Origin of the sequence: Marivirga lumbricoides (assembly GCF_014636295.1) — a bacterium.
Lineage (GTDB): Bacteria > Bacteroidota > Bacteroidia > Cytophagales > Cyclobacteriaceae > Marivirga > Marivirga lumbricoides.
Genome location: NZ_BMEC01000004.1, coordinates 164,336 through 182,371 on the forward strand (window position 1 = coordinate 164,336; position 18,036 = coordinate 182,371).

Sequence of the window (18,036 nt, forward strand, 5' to 3'; positions counted from 1 at the left end):
CATCTAATTATTTAAACTAATGGTATTATAACTTACGTTATAGGTTAACAAACATTTAATTTTAGATGAGCTTAAGTAGAATTTTTTTAGGCATTATTTTAATTGCATTTAATAGTTCCTCATTAATTGCTCAAAAGGAAGTTTCCAACTGGATTGTAGGTGAATCAATAGGCTTCAATTTTAATAATGGAAGATTTGATATTTTTAATCGCCCGACTAATCCTGATCAAACTTTGAGGTCTTCAACAATTTCTTATTCAGATCCAACGACTGGAGAATTGCTTTTTTTTTCAGATGGTAAATATCTTTGGAATAGGGATTTTGGTATTGTGAATAGAGATAATCCTTTCAAAAGTGGTGTCAACTCATTAAACCAAACCATTATTTCTACCCCTATAGGTAACAATGAACATATAATCTTTACTATTAAGCAGTCTTTAGATCAAAATGATGGAGCTTTTTACCATATTTATAATACTGAAAAAAATGAATTGACTTCTATTAATGAAAAAGTTGTTTCAGGAGTTGCTGAAAAAATTACTTTAATACCAAAGAATAAAAAATATTCATATTGGCTGATAATGCAGGATCTCTTAACCAGTAATTTGCTTATTTATTCTGTGGAAGGTAAATCTATTGATTTAATAAATTCATATCCTTTAGAGGGATTAATAGAACAGCCTGAATTGAACGATAATGCTGGTTATTTACAATCCTCTCCCAATGGTGAGTTTCTCGTTAATTTAAATTACTCTGAAAATCCTTTATATAATATTGTCGAATTGTTTCGCTTCAATAAAGTATTAGGGGAAATTGTAAAAATAGGAACACTTGGTAATTATGATTTTCTTTTCTCAGCTATATTCTCCCCGGATAATAGTAAATTATTTATAACATATGGTGGTGACGGATCAGGTACGGAACCATTGATTCAATATGATCTTTCAGTTGCTTCAGTGGATGAAATTATTAGGACAAGAGACTCCCTGAAGTTTGAGTATGAGGTATTCCCTGAAAGTGATTTATTTCATACTATTACTCCCACTATACTTCAAACTGGATACGATGGTAAAATTTACAATAGTTTTTTAGGAAGTATTCGTGGCCCTAATGGGGCTCTTAATAGAACTATAGCCATAATTAAAAATCCAAATGAAAAAATTCAAAATATTGATTTTGAAATTATAGCTTTAAAAACGGAGGCAATAAAAACAAATATTGGATTTGTAGAGTCCTTTCCTCAATTTCCTCAATATTATTTTGATAATATTCCTACTAAAAATTTATATTACGGAGAGTGCCCGGGCTTGAAATCTCTGGTTTTTTATCCAAACCCTACAGATGATGTTTTATATTTAAGTTATGATAATCCAGTTTGTTTGTACCCATTTGAAATAGAGGTGTTTAATAGTTTTGGCCAGCTGATAACTAAGTTTAGATATAACAAGGAAGATGAAGGGGTAAGCTTAAGTAATTTTTCTTCTGGTCTTTATTTCATTTTAGTTAGAAATAACTATGATACTATCCTGAGAAAAGTAGTCGTACTTTAAGTAAATACGACTACTTGATTTAGAGCATTTAATTAGGAAAATTAAATGCTCTTGGTACGCTATTATTAACTAATCCGCAGCTACCCGGAGCCGTGCACTGAGCATTGACTAATAAGGTGATTTGACTAGAAAAAGAAGCTCCTGTTAAAGTGGTGAGATTAATATTGGCTGTATAATTATTGGATGGCCCCACATCCCTTCCGCGAGAAGGAGGTGCTGTACCTCCATCTAACAAACAACCAAATGCAAATTGTACATATAAGTTGGCAGGAGCTAAACCGGTGCCACATCCTGAACCACTTACAAAGCATGTACCACTTGTAGCTTTAATTCTTAAAGTATAGTTTGTTCCAGGACTTAATGAGGAAACTGGATTTCCGCTACTATTTAAAATTGTGATTTGTAGATTGGGTAATATCTGCTCCTGTAATACTTGTTGAGAACAGCATTGTGCGCTTATATCTTTTGCATGGAATGCCGCCATCATAATCATAAATAGAATAATTAAATTTTTCATGACTTTTATTGTTTAGGTTTTGGAAGTAAAAATGATTGAGGTCTTTCTCTAATAAGTTCTTCTTTTTCTAAATAAATAGGAGCAATTGCAAAAAATATTTGGTTGAAGCCTTCATGGGTGAATCTAACTTGCATTTCAAAATTTTCAGAAAAGCTCATATTTTTTAATGTTTTCTGATCTGTCTCAAGCCCATATTTGCTAATGATCTTAAAGATGATGGGTTTATCAGCTTTTATTTGTACTTTATAAGGTTTTCCAATTTCTATATCATCTTTAGATAAAATTTGCCGATTATTATCATCGAATAATTTAGCTTCTATTTTTGACTTTTGTTCAGTCCAGTTTAATTCTTCTAAATTAATTTCATCAGAGTTAAACAATTGTAATTCTTTTTGCTCCTGACATGTTGAGAACATTATTAATGGAACAAAAATTAGGGATAAATACTGGATAGGTTTTTTCATGATTTTTAAAGTTTTAATTGAAATTAATTAGTGTGAAAGTTTATTATTGAATATTGACCTCCTTTCATTTAGTTTATTTTTACAGATAGTATAAGTGAAATTAAAAATAAAAAAAATAATTTGCAAGTACTATGGATAGTTATTTTGCTTATAGTGAGGGAGATAAGGAATTGTAAAGGCTAAAAAGACTAAAAAAATTAATTTATTAGCTATCAATGGCAGACGTCCGCAAATGGACAATCTCAAAGCAATTATGAACAGAGCGACAATACAAAGCTCTCAATTTTCTATTTAAAGCCTGTTTTGCACTGTGGCACCCCAATTGAATATTCCAGCTAAGAGTTTTATTCATTTCAAATCAAATAGCCATGTTCAAACACAACCTGCTTATTATCTACCGTAATCTTAAACGTTTTAAAAGCACTTTCTTTATTAACCTGTTGGGGCTTTCTACAGGTATGGCATGTGCCTTACTCATTTATCTTTGGGTTAACGATGAACTTTCAATGGATAAGTTCCATCAAAAGGACAAGCAGCTTTACCAGGTTTACATGCATCACGAGGAGAACGGGCAAATTCGTTCTGCTCCACCAGTACCAGCTCTTCTGGCAGATGTATTGAAACAGGAAGTTCCTGAAGTAATTACTGCCGTTGAGGATACTGAAACAAACGACTTTGGTGATGGTTTTTCATTATCCATAGGAGAAGAAAAAGTGAAAGCCAGAGGTAAGTTTTCAGGCGCTGAATATTTTCAGCTTTTCTCTTTTCCCTTTTTGAAAGGCGATGGGAAAACAGCACTATCTGATAAGAGTAATATTGTTTTGACCGAATCCATAGCGAAAAGAATTTTCGGAACCACTGACGTAATTGGTAAAACTTTAGAGTGGCAAATACTAAAGTTTAAAGGGCAAGCCCAAATTTCAGCAGTCTTAGAAGATTTACCTGACAATAGCACTGAATCATTTGAGTTTGTACTTCCTTTCTCCGTCTTTATTGATGATTTAATGGGGAAAGAGCGAAATCACTGGGGAAATTACATTGCTCTCACTTATGTAGAACTCGCTAAAGGAACTGATATTGATGAATTAAATGAAAAAATAGCACCAACTATTAAGAATAAAGTAGAGAAAACAAATGTTGAGCCTTTCTTTAAAAAGTACTCAAGCAAATATTTGCATGGGAAATTTGAGAATGGAAAAGAGGCAGGAGGAAGAATCACTTATGTGCGCCTATTTTCTATCATTGCTTTTTTTGTATTGGCTATAGCCTGCATCAACTTTATGAATTTAAGCACTGCAAGAGCCTCAAGGCGCCTCAAGGAAATAGGAGTAAAGAAAACAATGGGAGCTAGTAGAAAACAGTTAATCTTCCAACACCTGGGAGAATCCATCACTATAACACTGCTTTCTTTAGGAGTGGCCTACCTCATTGTGCTACTGTTATTACCTCAGTTCAATCAAATTACAGGTAAGTATCTTACTATCAATATGGGAGTTAACCTTTTTATTGCTACTGTATGTATTACCTTATTTACTGGGATAGTAGCAGGAAGTTATCCGGCTCTTTATCTTTCCGGATTTAAGCCAGTCAGCATTTTAAAAGGCAAGTTGACTACCTCAACTGGTGAATTATGGACAAGAAAAGGATTAGTGGTTTTTCAATTCGTGATCTCAATTATACTTTTAGTAGCAGTTTGGGTGGTTTATAGTCAGATTGAATATGTTCAAAATAAAAACCTGGGCTATGAAAGGCAACACGTGATAAAATTTCCTATAGAAGGAACAGTGGCAGATAGATTAGAAGCTTTTATCAATAGATTAAAAGGTGTGCCAGGAGTAATAAATGCTTCTGCTACCACTCATTCAATTGTAAAAAGTGGAGCTTCAACCACAGGCGTAACATGGGAAGGCAAATACACTGACAGCAATATTTTATTTGAACAGGCCAGGGCATACTATGGCTTAATAGAAACTCTTGGTATAGAAATGAAAGAAGGGCGAAGTTTTTCTGAAAAATATGGAGCGGAAGAGGACAAGATTATTTTTAATGAAGCGGCTATTGAGGTAATGGGTTTGGAAGATCCTATCGGTAAAAAGGTGACAATGTGGGGCAATGAAAAGGAAATAATTGGGGTAGTGAAAGATTTTCATTTTTCCTCTTTGCATGAGGCTGTTTCGCCTATGCTGTTCCATTTCGATAAAAGTTTTATGTTGAATATTTTTGCCAAGGTGCAATCTAATAATGTGGAATCATCTTTAGCAGGTATACAAGCACTTTACAAGGAATTTAATCCGGGGTTTACCCTGAATTATGAATTCCTGGATGCCAATTACCAGGCCCAGTATCAGGCTGAGCAAAGAGTTTCTTTACTCTCACGCTATTTTGCCGGTATTGCTATTATTATTTCCTGCTTAGGTTTGTTCGGCTTAGCAGCCTTTACCGCTGAGCGCAGACAAAAGGAAATTGGTATCAGAAAAATTTTGGGTGCCGGTGGATTGCAAATTATACAACTGCTTTCTGCTGATTTTACTAAAATGGTAGTTATTGCAATTGTAATTGCTATCCCCATAAGTTTTTGGACAACAAAAAGCTGGTTGCAGGGCTTTGCTTATAGTATTGAGCCAGAATGGTACTATTTTGCCGGTGCAGGATTAGCTGCGTTGGTTATTGCCTGGCTCACCATTAGTTTTCAAACCATTAAATCAATTCGGATTAATCCGGCCGATACTTTGAAAGATGAGTAATCTGACCTAAGATTCTCCTACTCCTCATCGATTGACCCGAAGGGATCCCTTTGACGTATCGAGGAGGTTTTACAATGGCTTTTATAAAGCTGAAATGGGTTTAAATTAACTATTATGGTAATGGCTCGTGAGACACGACCCACGGCAGACTATTATTTAATATTAAAAAGACTAACCCGACCACTTTCGAGGAACTTGAAAAAGCGGGTGGGAGGTTCCGAAAGCTTTCAGGAAGCAGGCCAGCGAAGGCCATAAGGATAGAAGCCAGCCGAAGGCTGGTCAGCCTTTGGCTGACATTAAACTTTCCTGACTTTTTGTTTCTTTTTTGTCAAGTTATCGCAGTCCTTTGAACTGAACCTCAATAGAGATAACAGGACTTTTGCTATATTAGAAAATAGAGCTAAAGCTGATTAGTTTTCTGCTTACTTACATCTGTGAGGCTATCCCCTTGAGGGGATTATAGGGGTGTTACCCTAGAGGGGACTACAGGGGTGTTTTACGAGATAGAATAGTTTTCCATTGAAGGAAATCAAGTCTTGTTATATAGTAGAAAAAAGAAGGGAGAGGAAAATTAACCATACGATTGGTTAGTGAGACACGAACCATGGCGACACCAGGGCAGACCTTTTGTAAAGCTATTTTAAAGATCAATTTAAAATCTCTACGCCAAGTTTCGTGTCTCACGAAAGTTTATGATAGCTGAATTGACAATGACATTCATTATAAGTTTAATGGTTTGAGAGATACGCACCATGAGAGGAAATCAGTATGCTAAATACCGAGCTACAAAACATTCAAATAGCCGTCCGATTTCGGACGTATTCTCTCGCTTATGGACAGCAATTGAGAAATAGAACTCATTTTTATAACTTGAGAGGCCTTTTTACTAAGTGGCACACTAATTGGAAAAATAATTCAAAAATTAAGATATGATTACACTAACAGACCTTGACAAATACATAAGCAGCAAATTTCAGCGGCAGTTTATCCTTAAAGGTATTAACCTTTCTATAGAGGAAGGTGAGTTCGTAACAATTATGGGGCCTAGTGGAGCAGGTAAGTCCTCCCTACTAAATATTATTGGATTACTGGACGAATTATCGGCCGGCACCTATCTCTTAAAAGAGGAAAAAATTGAAGCCCTCAATGAAAGAAAAAAAGCAGCCTTGCATAAACAGCATTTTGGTTTTGTATTTCAAGCATATCATCTGATAGACGAACTGACAGTTTATGAAAACATTGAAACACCCTTGCTGTACAGAGGAGTAAAATCTTCTGAGAGGAAAAGTCTGGTAGCGGAAATGCTGGACAGGTTTGGTATAGTAGCTAAGAAAGATCTGTTTCCGGCTCAGCTTTCAGGAGGTCAGCAACAGGTGGTAGGAGTGGCAAGAGCTATCATAGGAAAACCATCTATATTATTGGCAGATGAACCTACAGGTAATTTACACTCTACCCAATCCAAAGAAATAATGCAATTGTTTCAGGAATTAAATAAGCAGGGCACCACGATTATTCAGGTAACCCATTCAGAAGAAAATGCGCAGTACGGATCTAGAATTATTGAGTTGGAAGATGGCGCAGTAGTGAAAGATTTTAAAACAAGTGCACAGTATGTTTAAGTTTATACCCCTTTTAGCAATAGTCTTACTATCTTCATTTATTGGAAAAGCTCAGGAAGTAAGAGTAATTTCTTTTGATGAAGCAGTAGCTATTGCCCTGGAAAAGAACATTCAGTTGCGCCAGGAGAAAAATCAGTTAATCTCTCTGGATGCTCAAAAAAAGCAGTCAGCAATGGCTTACTTACCTTCTGCAGGAATTAACTTTCAAGCTTCACGACAGGACGGGCAGCAATTTCAGTTAGTGGAAGATGGCTTTGAAATAAAAAACGTTCAGGCCGATAGATTATCAGGCGGTGTGAATGCTGATCTAACCATTTTCAATGGCTTTGGCAGGGTACATAGCCGTAAAATTGCTTCTTATAATTACGAAGCGCAACTGAAAGGTGTAGAAAGAACGCGACAGGAAATTATTTTCCAGATTGCTCAGCAGTATTTACAGGTACTGTTAGATAAAGAGTTACTCAAAATCAATCAGCAGGCAGTAACCGATCAGGAAAAGCAATTACAGCAAATTGAAGGATTCGTTAAACAAGGCCTGAGGCCTCAGGCTGATTTGTATACACAGCAAGCTCAGCTTAGGCAATTTGAATTAACTGCTATAGAAAGTGAAAATCAGTTAGAAATCAATAAGGCTACCTTTGCTCAAACTTTGCAGTTAAATCCTCTGGAGGTATTTGAAGTTGCTCCTATAGAAGCTTCTGATGTTGCCATTAAATTTCCTGAAGTAGATCTAAGCTCAGCTTTTAATGTGGCTTTGGAAAATAGAGTGGACTTAAAGCAGTCTCAATTAACTCTTGCGTCTGCACAAAGAAACGTAGCATTTTCAAAAACAGGTTTATACCCTTCTTTGTCTGCATTTTATCAGTATGGAACACAATATAGCTCTTTGAATACATTGAATTTCAGAGATCAGTTTTTCGATCTTTACCCTAACAATACTGTAGGGCTTAGCCTTAACATTCCCATTTTCAATAATTTTGTTAACAGAACCAGAATAGAAGTAGCAAAAGTTGATTTAGCCAATAATTCATTAAACCTTGAAAATTTAAAGCGTACAGTCTATAGAGATGTTCAAAATGCTTACTTGAATTTTAAAGCCGCTATAAAAAAAGCGGAAGTTACAAAAATAGGAGTAGAGGCTTCTCAGGAAGCACATGAAGTACAAAAAGAAAGGTATAAGATAGGAGTAGCTAATTTTGTAGAGTTATCTCAGGCCAATCAGGCTCTTATTAAAGCAGAATCTGATGATGCTCAAGCAAGATATACCCTGGTATTTCAAAAGCTTATTTTGGATTTCAATACGGGTACTCTTACCGCAGATCAGTTAATGGAATAGAACGCTGGGGTTTATTTTCTTGATAATTGTGTGCCACTTAGGCTTGTATTCAACAATTTGAATGGAAATATTTTCTCTTTTTTGTATTTCAGTCTTCAGGCAGGAGATAAGAAAGAGTGTCTATCACAATTATCTGTTAGAAAAGTATCCCCGGACGTATACCTATAGTCTAAAGGCATATTTTCTGCTAATTCACTTTCGATACTTTGAAACATTTCCAAACCTGTTAGAAAATGTTTTAAAGTAAGTATCTTTAAAGTTTTTGCAATACAAATCTCTAGTTATTCAATTTTATAACCTGAGTTCGACTTTAAATTTGCTTTATCTCTCGTTAGAACGTTCACGCTTTGGCGGGGACGTCAGTTTTATAATCGAACTCAGGTTTATAGTAAAACCTGAAGATCAATACTATTGAATCATTATGAACTGTTTGAATTAGGTTTACGCGACATTTTTACTAGAAAACGCTTCATAAATTACATTTAATTGAAGAAATAAATCTGAGTTTTACGATAGAACAATTTGTAGTTGATTGGGCGGCTTCGAGGAAGCTCCATGCACATGGTTTATGTGAGATCAGTGTTTTATATAATCGATTATTTACGATGTTCTATTGTTTTATTTCAAAATCAAATTAAATAATTAAAATGAAGAATAGATTTTTAGTAACAGTAGTTTTTATCGCTCTGACAGCTACCACTTTTTTATCTTGTAATAACAATAAGCAACTAGATACTCCTGAAGAAGAGGTTATTGTTGTTGTTGAATCAGAATATGACAAAACTATTGAAGGTAAAGAATTAGGTACCTGGACAGAAGTATTTAGAGACGATTTTACCGATAGTAGTAGTTCTGGTATGCATTGGATTTTTGAAAATAATCGAGCAGATTATAATTCTACTCAAACTGCTGATTACCGTGCTAGTCAGGTAAATTATATGGATTGGGATAATCGAGAGGTAATAGCGCTCTCAGCAATAAGGAGCGGTGATAGATTCCAGGCGGGTCATATTAAATCGAAGATTAAATACGGCCCGGAGCAAAATGAGGAAATAAGGTTTAAAGCCAGCCTGAAGTTATTAGCCCGGGATGGTGAAAATTCTGACGGTTCACCTCGTTTTGTAAATTTTGATCAAACTTACGGATTATGGCCTGCCTTTTGGACGGTGGATGAAGATGGATGGCCAACAAAAGGTGAAATAGATATTATGGAAGGATACTCCTATGGCAATAGTGAAAAGTTCACAAGTAATATTTTTTATGGAACTACTGTAGGAGTAAGCAGTTTGTCTCATGACAATACAGTTTATGAGTATAATTTGGAAGGAGATTCTACAGATGGCTGGCACACCATAGAAATGCGTTGGATGAATGACAGTGGAACCAGATCAATTCATATTTTTGTTAACGACCAGCACGTAAAAACTTATAATAAAGAGACAGATCCAAATCTTGAATTACAGAATTTTACTCCTCATAACATTATTTTCAACCTAAATGTAGGCCATGATGGTGAAATTTTTAATAACAATTTAATAGATGGATTTACGAAGGCTTATTATTTTATTGATTGGGTTGAGGTTTCTAAAAGAGATATAAAAAACCAGTGATGAGCTTTATCATTTTAAGATTTATATCGAATCTAAAAATCAGATTATACGATGGGTTATGGTTTGTTGCTGACTTTCAGATACATATAGTAGATTCTCGTGTAATTGCCTAATAGGCTCTATTGAAGTATGAATTAGTTAATACTTTTATCGTTTAGTTATGATATATCCATTGAATAGAGGAAACCTTAAAGAGAATTATAGCTCACTTAATTTTTATCCAAAAGAGTTCATTAAGAAAATCATGATCGGTTATATAAATCAGAATAAATTATTTCAACTTAAACCGAATTAGCCTGTAATTTCGCAAATTATGAAGCGGGCGTATTTGTATAGTAAAATTAAAGATGTATAATTATTTTATGATAGATAAAAAGAGAGCCAAATATCTAATCGTCATATATCTATGTACCTTTAATCTATTATTTTCTCAGAGTAAATTTGAAAATTACCAATTTAGGAGCATTTCGGAAGCTACCTCAAAAAGAGCTATAACCTCCATTATAAAAGATGAAAATGAATTTATCTGGATTGGAACTGATGGTTCTGGACTATACAGGTACGATGGCCTCAATTATATAAGCTATAAATACGACTATAATAGTAGTAAGGGAATTAACAGTGATTTTGTTTATTCATTATTTATAGATAGTGATGGCAAATTATGGGTGGGGACAAAAGAGGGCCTATGTTTCTATGACCGCGATTTGGATGCTTTTATTCGTGTAAATATTAAAGAGGCAATTGAGAATGACTATGGTCAACCTGCTTCAGTTAATAGTATTATAGAAGACAACGAGGGTAATTTAATAATAGGGACTTATGGTTTCGGGTTATTTAAGCTGGATAGGGAAAAGCTTAAATTTACCAGAATTGCATTAGAGCTTCTTCAGAGAACTGATTTTCAGGTCTCAAGTTTATCTAAAGCTAATTCAGGCTTAGTTTATGTTGGTTCAAATTATGGTTTATTTGGATTGGATCATAATTACCAGGCTCATCAAATATTTAAAGATAAATTTAATAAATCTCCTATTACAGTTCCCATTGAAAGTATGCTATTAGACAAGCGTGGTTTTCTATGGATGGGGACTACATCAAATGGGTTAATGCGAATAAAGCCTGATATTGATAATTACCGGTTTGATGTTTTTCCGATTACGCAAAACAAAATTTTATCTTTAGTCGAAGTTTACCCCAATTTTATTTTTTGTGGAACAGAAAACGATGGCCTGATAATAGTTGATGAAAAGGGAGAAGTCTATCAAAAATATCTGCACAATAAACAAAAAGAGCGAAGTTTAAAATCTAACTCCATTTGGTCACTATATGAGGATGATGAAAATATTGTTTGGTTAGGCTATTATAATAAAGGTTTGGGTACTTTTTACGAATCTAATAACAAATTCAATTCAATTGAGGCATTATCTAATGAGGAAAACTCTTTACAAGCCAGCACAGTCACTTCAGTAATTAAGGATCAATCGGGAAGAATATTTATGAGCAGTGAGGGAGGAGGAATAGATATATTCGATCCTTCAGATAACACTATTATACATGTAAATGAGGAAAATCAGGATTATTATGCGGGGTTGGATGCAAAAGACATACAAACCATTTTCATAGATAGTAAAGAAAACATGTGGTTAGGCAGTTGGAGTCAGGGAATTTATTTGCTTAGGAAGGGGAGTAATTATTTTACGAATTTTAACACTTCCAATACTTCAGGCTTAAAGTCAAACAGAGTACTCAGCTTTTCTGAAGACTCTACTGGAAGAATTTGGATTGGTACCTCTACAAGAGGACTCCATTATTACAATCCGACAGCACAAGACTTTTTCCATTTTAAAGCCATAGCTCCAGATGGCTATGATTTTTATAGAGCTCACATAAGAAAAGTTCTCGTAGATTCTGATAACATTCTGTGGATAGGTACTATTTCCGGCTTATATCGATTAGCGCTAAACGATGAAGATACTCTTAGATTAACTTCTATGCGTGATCAGATGATGAAGGATGTAAAAAATCATAGTTCTATTAATCTGATCCTGTCGGTTTATGAGTCCAACGATAAAATAATTTGGGTAGGTACTGATGGTGCCGGGCTATTTAGTTTTGACAAAAAGAAAAAGACCTTCTTCAGTTATGATTCATTCCCTAATATGGAAGAAAAATCTGTAAGAGCCATCATTACAGATAATAATGAGAATATCTGGGTGAGCGGAGGAAACGGCATCACTAAATTAGATTTTAAGAACAAAAAGAGCACAAATTTCACGCGCGAAGATGGTTTGTTGTCAAATGAATTTAGAAATAACGCAGTTTTCAGAGATAACAGTGGAGATTTATATTTTGGAAACTATGAGGGGTTGAATTACTTTAATCCGGAAGAGGTTATTGAAGTTGAAAATGAACCACATCTGTATTTAATGGATTTTAAACTATTTAACAGATCTGTTAGTCCAAATGAAAAGAACTCTCCGCTATCGAAAGTAATTTCCCAAACAAAGCAGTTAACCTTAAACCATGATCAGTCAGTTTTTACAATTGAGTATGTCGGGATAGACTTTAAAGATTCAAGAAAAAATGAATATGCCTATTTTTTAGAAGGTTTTGATGATGACTGGAATTATGTAGGGAATAATACTTCAGCCACCTATACAAATTTGGAGCCTGGAAATTACCTGTTTAAACTAAAATCTGTCAGTAAGAATGAAGACTTAGACTCGGAAATTTTGACCTTACAGATTACCATTTTACCTCCATGGTGGAAAACATACTATGCTTACGCTCTCTACATTATATTACTTGGTCTATTTTTATTTTTTATAGCCAGGTTATACAGAAACAGGGTTAAATCCAAACAAACAGTGATTTTAGAGAGAGAGAAGGCAGTACAAATTGAAAAATTAAATAATAAAAAGCTGCAATTTTTTACTAACATTTCTCACGAATTCAGAACGCCATTAACACTCATTATCAATCCTTTGGAAGATATTTTGAGAAACAAACAGGAAGTGTTGCCTATTTCAATTTATAATAAGTTGAAAACCATTCACAAAAGTTCTGACAGATTGGCCAGGCTTATCAATGAGTTAATGGATTTTAATACACTTAAGTTTAATACGGTTTCTCTGCAAGTGTCAGAAATTGAGATAGTTGAATTTGTGAGGGATATAGTTAATTATTTTGCTGAAGAAGCCACTCTCAGGCAAATAAATATATCCATGGAAAGCACAAGTGAGGAGTTTACTGATTGGCTGGATCCTAAAATGTTTGAGAAAATCATGTTTAATCTCATTTCTAATGCATTTAAATTTACTCCTGATGGGGGAGCCATTAAAGTGATCATCGAAAAACAGGCGTACACAGCTGAAACAGGTTTATCAAAAGCAGGAATTAATACTGATGAATATTATACTATTTCTGTTGAAGACACAGGTGCAGGGCTGGATAAGAAAAACCTTAATAAAATTTTTGACAGATTTTATCAGGTAAATAATTTAAATAAAGCTTATTACGGAAGTACAGGTATTGGTCTGGAAGTTGTAAAGGAATTTGTAGAATTAAATAAAGGCAAAATAGATGTTGAAAGTACCTTAAATGTAGGCACTACTTTCACCATAACTTTTCCCAGAGGTAAGGATATGTTTGAGAAGGAAGATTTTAGCCTTAAACCATTTAAAAAGGAGCACTTTATTAAAAATTTTGAGCTTCCTTCCATTGAACAGGAAACAGCTGTTAGTGTAGAAAATGCCAAAAAAGAACAGACACTTTTAATCGTTGAGGATCATAATGAATTAAGAAATTATTTACAAAATGAGCTTAAAACGAATTATAAAGTAATAGTAGCTGAGAACGGCAAAAAAGGCTACGATATGGCTGTAGCTAAATTACCTGACATAATAATTACTGATGTAATTATGCCGGAAATGGATGGTCTGGAATTGTGTAAGAAAATAAAGTCTAATATTAAAATAAGCCATATCCCAATATTGATGTTATCCGCGAAAGCAATGGTATCAGACAGGTTACAGGGAATTGATTCTGGAGCAGATATTTATTTGAGTAAGCCTTTTGACATGAAAATCCTAAAATCTAGTTTATCTCAATTAATTAGAAGCAGGCAGATAATTTTTAAAAATTTATACACTGGCATTATAAAGGAAGGTACGCAAAATACCACAACCGTAGACTTAAAATTCATTCAAAAGATATTAGCCATTATTAATGATAATATTAGTAAACCTGAGTTGAATGTTGATTTTTTATCATCAAAAGTCTTTTTAAGCAGAAGCCAATTATATCGTAAGATAAAGTCCCTTACTGGTATATCCGTTAATGAATTTATACGAAATGTAAGATTAGAGAAAGCGAAGCATTTAATAGATGAAGGTGATGACAATATAAATGAAGTAAGTTATAAAGTCGGCTTTACATCTCCTTCCTATTTTACTAAATGTTATAAGTCCAAGTTTGGTCATGTCCCTACCAGGAGTAAAGAAAAAAAGTAATCAAAGCAAATCCTTTCAGAGCAAAGCCTATTTAACGCTTTATTTTGGGAGAGTAAAACAGTGATAATACTCTTCTGCAATTGTGAAGGAAATGACCTAAGATCACCCTGGCTAGTAAGAACTATCTATTTTCAAAAGGCAACATTTTTACCACTCTAGGCAAGTATCCTTATCGAATTAAGGTTTGAAGTAAGAGGGTTAGCCATTGAAATTTTTATGCCAATCGTTTTCATAAATATATAATTATCACTCGCTAATTTTTGCTGTTAGGGAGGTCCTGCAAGCAGGTTTATATAATTTTTTCATTTAATCTTTTTATTGAATTACAACTGTTGTTTAGCGCAAAATGCCTCTTTTATACATTATGAGGACGTTATTGATAAGTGAATGCATCAAATATTCTATAATATGCTTCATCTGTTCTATTTATTAATGTGCCCTTAAGCTACCTTTCGCAAACGTTTTCATGGTTTTGATTTACTGATTTAATTGTAAGCAAAAACTATGTGCAAATTTTAGGTGAATAGATACAATCATTAAACAAGAATAATTTGAAATTAATTTTAAAGGTCTAAATATTATGGGAAAGCATTTTTTACAAGTAATTATAACTGCAGTCATTTTAACGTTGGGGCATGTTGTTTCCGCTCAGGTTGTTGAAGGAAATGTCAAATATGGTGGATCACCCATTCCTGGAGTAAATGTGGTTGTAGAAGGAACAAGTTACGGTGTTATAACAGACGTGGATGGTAGTTTTACTTTGAATAATGTAGCAGAAGATGCAACTATCGTTTTCAGTTTTGTCGGTCTTAAAACCATTAAACTACCGGCAAAATTCGGTTCACCCATGAATGTAACAATGAAAGATGACACCGAAACACTAAAAGAGGTAGTTGTTATAGGTTTTGGTACGCAAAAAAGAGAAGATTTAACAGGAGCTATTTCATCTATTACAGTGGAAGAAATACAAGATCAACCTTTTACATCAATAGATCAGGCTTTAGTAGGTCAGGCCGCAGGTGTGAATGTAACTCAAAATTCAGGCACACCGGGAGGAGGAATTTCTGTTCAAATCAGAGGTATAACCTCAATTAATGGTAATGAACCTTTATATGTAATAGATGGAACTCCGGTATTTCCTGATAGAAACAATGAATCATTTTCTTTCGGACTATTTGGAGGAGGAGACGGTCAGACCAGAAATTCAGCATTAGCAGGCTTGAATATATCCGACATTGAATCCATTGACATATTAAAAGATGCTTCGGCCACTGCAATTTATGGTGCAAACGGAGCCAATGGTGTAGTACTTATTACTACCAAAAAGGGTAAGAGAGGCAAAGCCGTAATAGGATATGAATCTTATGTGGGTATTCAGGAAAACATCAATTTTGTGGATGTGTTGGACTTACCTGATTATGCAAGGTACCAGACAAAACTTTTAGAATTAAATGGAGAACCTATACCATTTCAATATCAAACTCCGGAGTTATTGGGAAGTGGTACAAACTGGCAAAAAGAAATTTTTAGAGCTGCTCCCATTCAAAATCATCAATTATCAGTATCAGGGGGAAATGAAGATACAAGATACTATACCTCCGTTGGCTATTTTGATCAGGAAGGTACCATTCTCAACTCTGATTTTAACAGATTATCGCTAAGAGTAAATGTTGATAGTAAAGTTAAGGAATGGTTGAAAATCGGAAATAATCTATCGATCAATAGATCTTTTCAAAGAGTGGTAAGGAATGATGACAGGGGCGGGTTAGTAATGAATTCATTAAGACAGTCGCCAGAATTGCCTGTAAGGTATTCAGATGGATCTTTTGCTGGTCCGGTAGGTAATTTAGGATCGGGCGGAAACGAAGCCACTAACCCTGTAGCCTTAGCTGAAATCAATAATGCCACAACACAAAGAAGTCAGCTTCTTGGTAATTTATTTGCGGAAATTAAATTTGTTGAAGGTTTAACCTTCAAAAGTGAGCTTGGATATGACTTGGGCTTTGGTAAAATTGCCTCTTTTGCTCCTGCATTTGAATTAGGCGCTATTACAGAAACCTTAAACAGATCTTTTAAACAACAAGAACAAAGTTATTATTGGAACATCAAAAACTACCTGACTTATAACAAGACTTTTGGTGAAAAGCATAACTTAACTGTATTAATAGGACAAGAAGCACAGGAAAGCAGATACGAGTATTTGAGTGGGTTTAGAACAGGTCAATTTTTAAGTAAAGATTTCCCCAATTTAGACCTTGGCGATATAGAAACGGCAGAAAATGGCAATGGGTCTGGCAGATGGGCCATGACTTCTTACATTTCCAGGGTAATTTATGGCTATGGGGATAAATATTCTTTATCAGCTTCTGTTAGAGCTGATGCTTCCTCAAATTTTGGACCTAATAACAGATGGGGATATTTTCCATCCGTTTCCGGTGGGTGGACTATTAGTAATGAGAAGTTTTTATCTGAGAATGGTTTCGTTGATAATTTGAGACTTAGAGCGGGCTATGGATCTGTGGGGAATCAAAATATTCCGGCCAATAGATTTCAAACCATACTATCTTTAGTACCCTCTCCATTTGGAGGAAATTCCCCTACAATTGATAATTTAGGGAATCCCGATATTAAATGGGAATCTTTAAATTCGTTTAACGTAGGTATTGATGCTGCAGTGTTAAATAATAAGATACAACTTACTGCAGATTATTATGTCAAAAATTCCTCGGATTTCCTGGCAAGACGGATTAACGATGAGTCTAACCAAAGTGCACAAGATTTCTTTATCAATACAGGGGTTATCGAAACTAAAGGCTTAGAATTATCACTGACTACCAATAATATTGCTACCCAGGACTTCTTTTGGAAAACCACTGCTATTTTTTCTACATACACTAACGAATTGACCAGTTTTCAAGGTCAGGGCCAGTCTTTGCTTGGAAGAGTACAGTTTGATCAGTTCACTATTACAAGAACAACCGAAGGTGAGCCAGTAGGCCAGTTCTATGGCTTCGTGACTGACGGTATTTACAGAAGTGAAGAGGAGTTAGCTGCTGGTCCTTTTCAGGAAGATGGTACAGCTGTGGGAGATATAAGGTTTAAAGACTTAAACAATGATAACGTAATTGATGGAAAAGATCAGGCACCCATTGGTAACGCCATTCCGGATTTTACCTATAGCCTGATTAATAATTTAGAATATAAAAATTTTAGTTTAGCTATCACGCTTCAGGGAAGTCAGGGTAATGACATCTACAATTTTACCCGACATTATATAGATGGCATTGTACCAGGTTTCGGAGACAGATTTTCAAATGTGACTCCACGAGCACTCAATGCGTTTGAATTAGGTGTAAATGAAGATACCAACGAGCCTAGATTAACCCTCACAGATCCTAATGGAAATGGTAGAATTTCTGACAGGTTTGTAGAAGATGGTTCTTACTTAAGAATACAAAATGTAATGTTAAGTTATAATGTGCCTTCCGGAATAATAGGAAATGGGTTCTTTTCAAGGATAAGGGTATACGCAAGTGTTCAGAACTTATACACTTTCACTAAGTATTCAGGATTTGATCCTTCATTAGGAAGTTTAGATCAAAATGTAACCTTAAATGGCATTGATCTCGGAAGATTTCCTGTGCCAAGGATATCCTCTGTTGGTTTAAATTTAGAGTTCTAAGAA

General features: G+C 34.6%; 10 protein-coding genes. 8 read left to right on the plus strand and 2 right to left on the minus strand.

Annotated elements, in window-relative coordinates; all coding sequences use genetic code 11:
• The first annotated feature begins 65 nt into the window (after positions 1-65).
• Positions 66-1,550 carry a T9SS type A sorting domain-containing protein gene (locus tag IEV85_RS07610; protein ID WP_188461889.1) on the plus strand — a complete coding sequence of 495 codons (1,485 nt, stop codon included), beginning with the start codon at positions 66-68 and terminating at the stop codon, positions 1,548-1,550.
• A gap of 28 nt (positions 1,551-1,578) precedes the next feature.
• On the opposite strand, the gene IEV85_RS07615 is transcribed toward IEV85_RS07610, so the two are convergent.
• Both IEV85_RS07615 and IEV85_RS07620 read right to left on the minus strand, forming a co-directional pair.
• Complete coding sequence (locus tag IEV85_RS07615) at positions 1,579-2,067, minus strand: hypothetical protein (RefSeq protein ID WP_188461891.1); 489 nt, start codon at positions 2,065-2,067, stop codon at positions 1,579-1,581.
• Positions 2,068-2,072: 5 nt separating this feature from the next.
• Complete coding sequence (locus IEV85_RS07620; RefSeq protein WP_188461892.1) at positions 2,073-2,531, minus strand: hypothetical protein; 459 nt, start codon at positions 2,529-2,531, stop codon at positions 2,073-2,075.
• A gap of 368 nt (positions 2,532-2,899) precedes the next feature.
• Here IEV85_RS07620 and IEV85_RS07625 point away from each other — a divergent pair, with 368 nt between their 5' ends.
• The 7 genes from IEV85_RS07625 (at position 2,900) to IEV85_RS07650 (ending at position 18,033) form a co-directional block, all read left to right on the plus strand.
• Positions 2,900-5,275, plus strand: a complete 2,376-nt coding sequence (locus tag IEV85_RS07625; RefSeq protein ID WP_188461894.1) for an ABC transporter permease — start codon at positions 2,900-2,902, stop codon at positions 5,273-5,275.
• Positions 5,276-5,395: 120 nt separating this feature from the next.
• Positions 5,396-5,530, plus strand: a complete 135-nt coding sequence (locus IEV85_RS25055; protein WP_262892138.1) for a hypothetical protein — start codon at positions 5,396-5,398, stop codon at positions 5,528-5,530.
• Positions 5,531-6,204: 674 nt separating this feature from the next.
• Positions 6,205-6,894, plus strand: a complete 690-nt coding sequence (locus tag IEV85_RS07630) for an ABC transporter ATP-binding protein (RefSeq protein WP_188461896.1) — start codon at positions 6,205-6,207, stop codon at positions 6,892-6,894.
• Positions 6,887-8,230, plus strand: coding sequence for a TolC family protein (locus IEV85_RS07635; RefSeq protein WP_188461898.1), 1,344 nt, complete (start codon positions 6,887-6,889; stop codon positions 8,228-8,230). The genes IEV85_RS07630 and IEV85_RS07635 overlap by 8 nt, the downstream gene beginning before the upstream one ends.
• Before the next feature lie 647 nt (positions 8,231-8,877).
• Entirely contained in the window at positions 8,878-9,840 is a 963-nt protein-coding gene (locus tag IEV85_RS07640) for a glycoside hydrolase family 16 protein (RefSeq protein WP_188461900.1), read from the plus strand.
• A gap of 362 nt (positions 9,841-10,202) precedes the next feature.
• Complete coding sequence (locus IEV85_RS07645; RefSeq protein WP_188461902.1) at positions 10,203-14,351, plus strand: two-component regulator propeller domain-containing protein; 4,149 nt, start codon at positions 10,203-10,205, stop codon at positions 14,349-14,351.
• A gap of 580 nt (positions 14,352-14,931) precedes the next feature.
• A complete protein-coding gene (locus IEV85_RS07650; protein ID WP_188461904.1) occupies positions 14,932-18,033 on the plus strand; it encodes a SusC/RagA family TonB-linked outer membrane protein in 3,102 nt (1,033 codons plus the stop codon).
• The last annotated feature ends 3 nt before the right edge of the window (positions 18,034-18,036 follow it).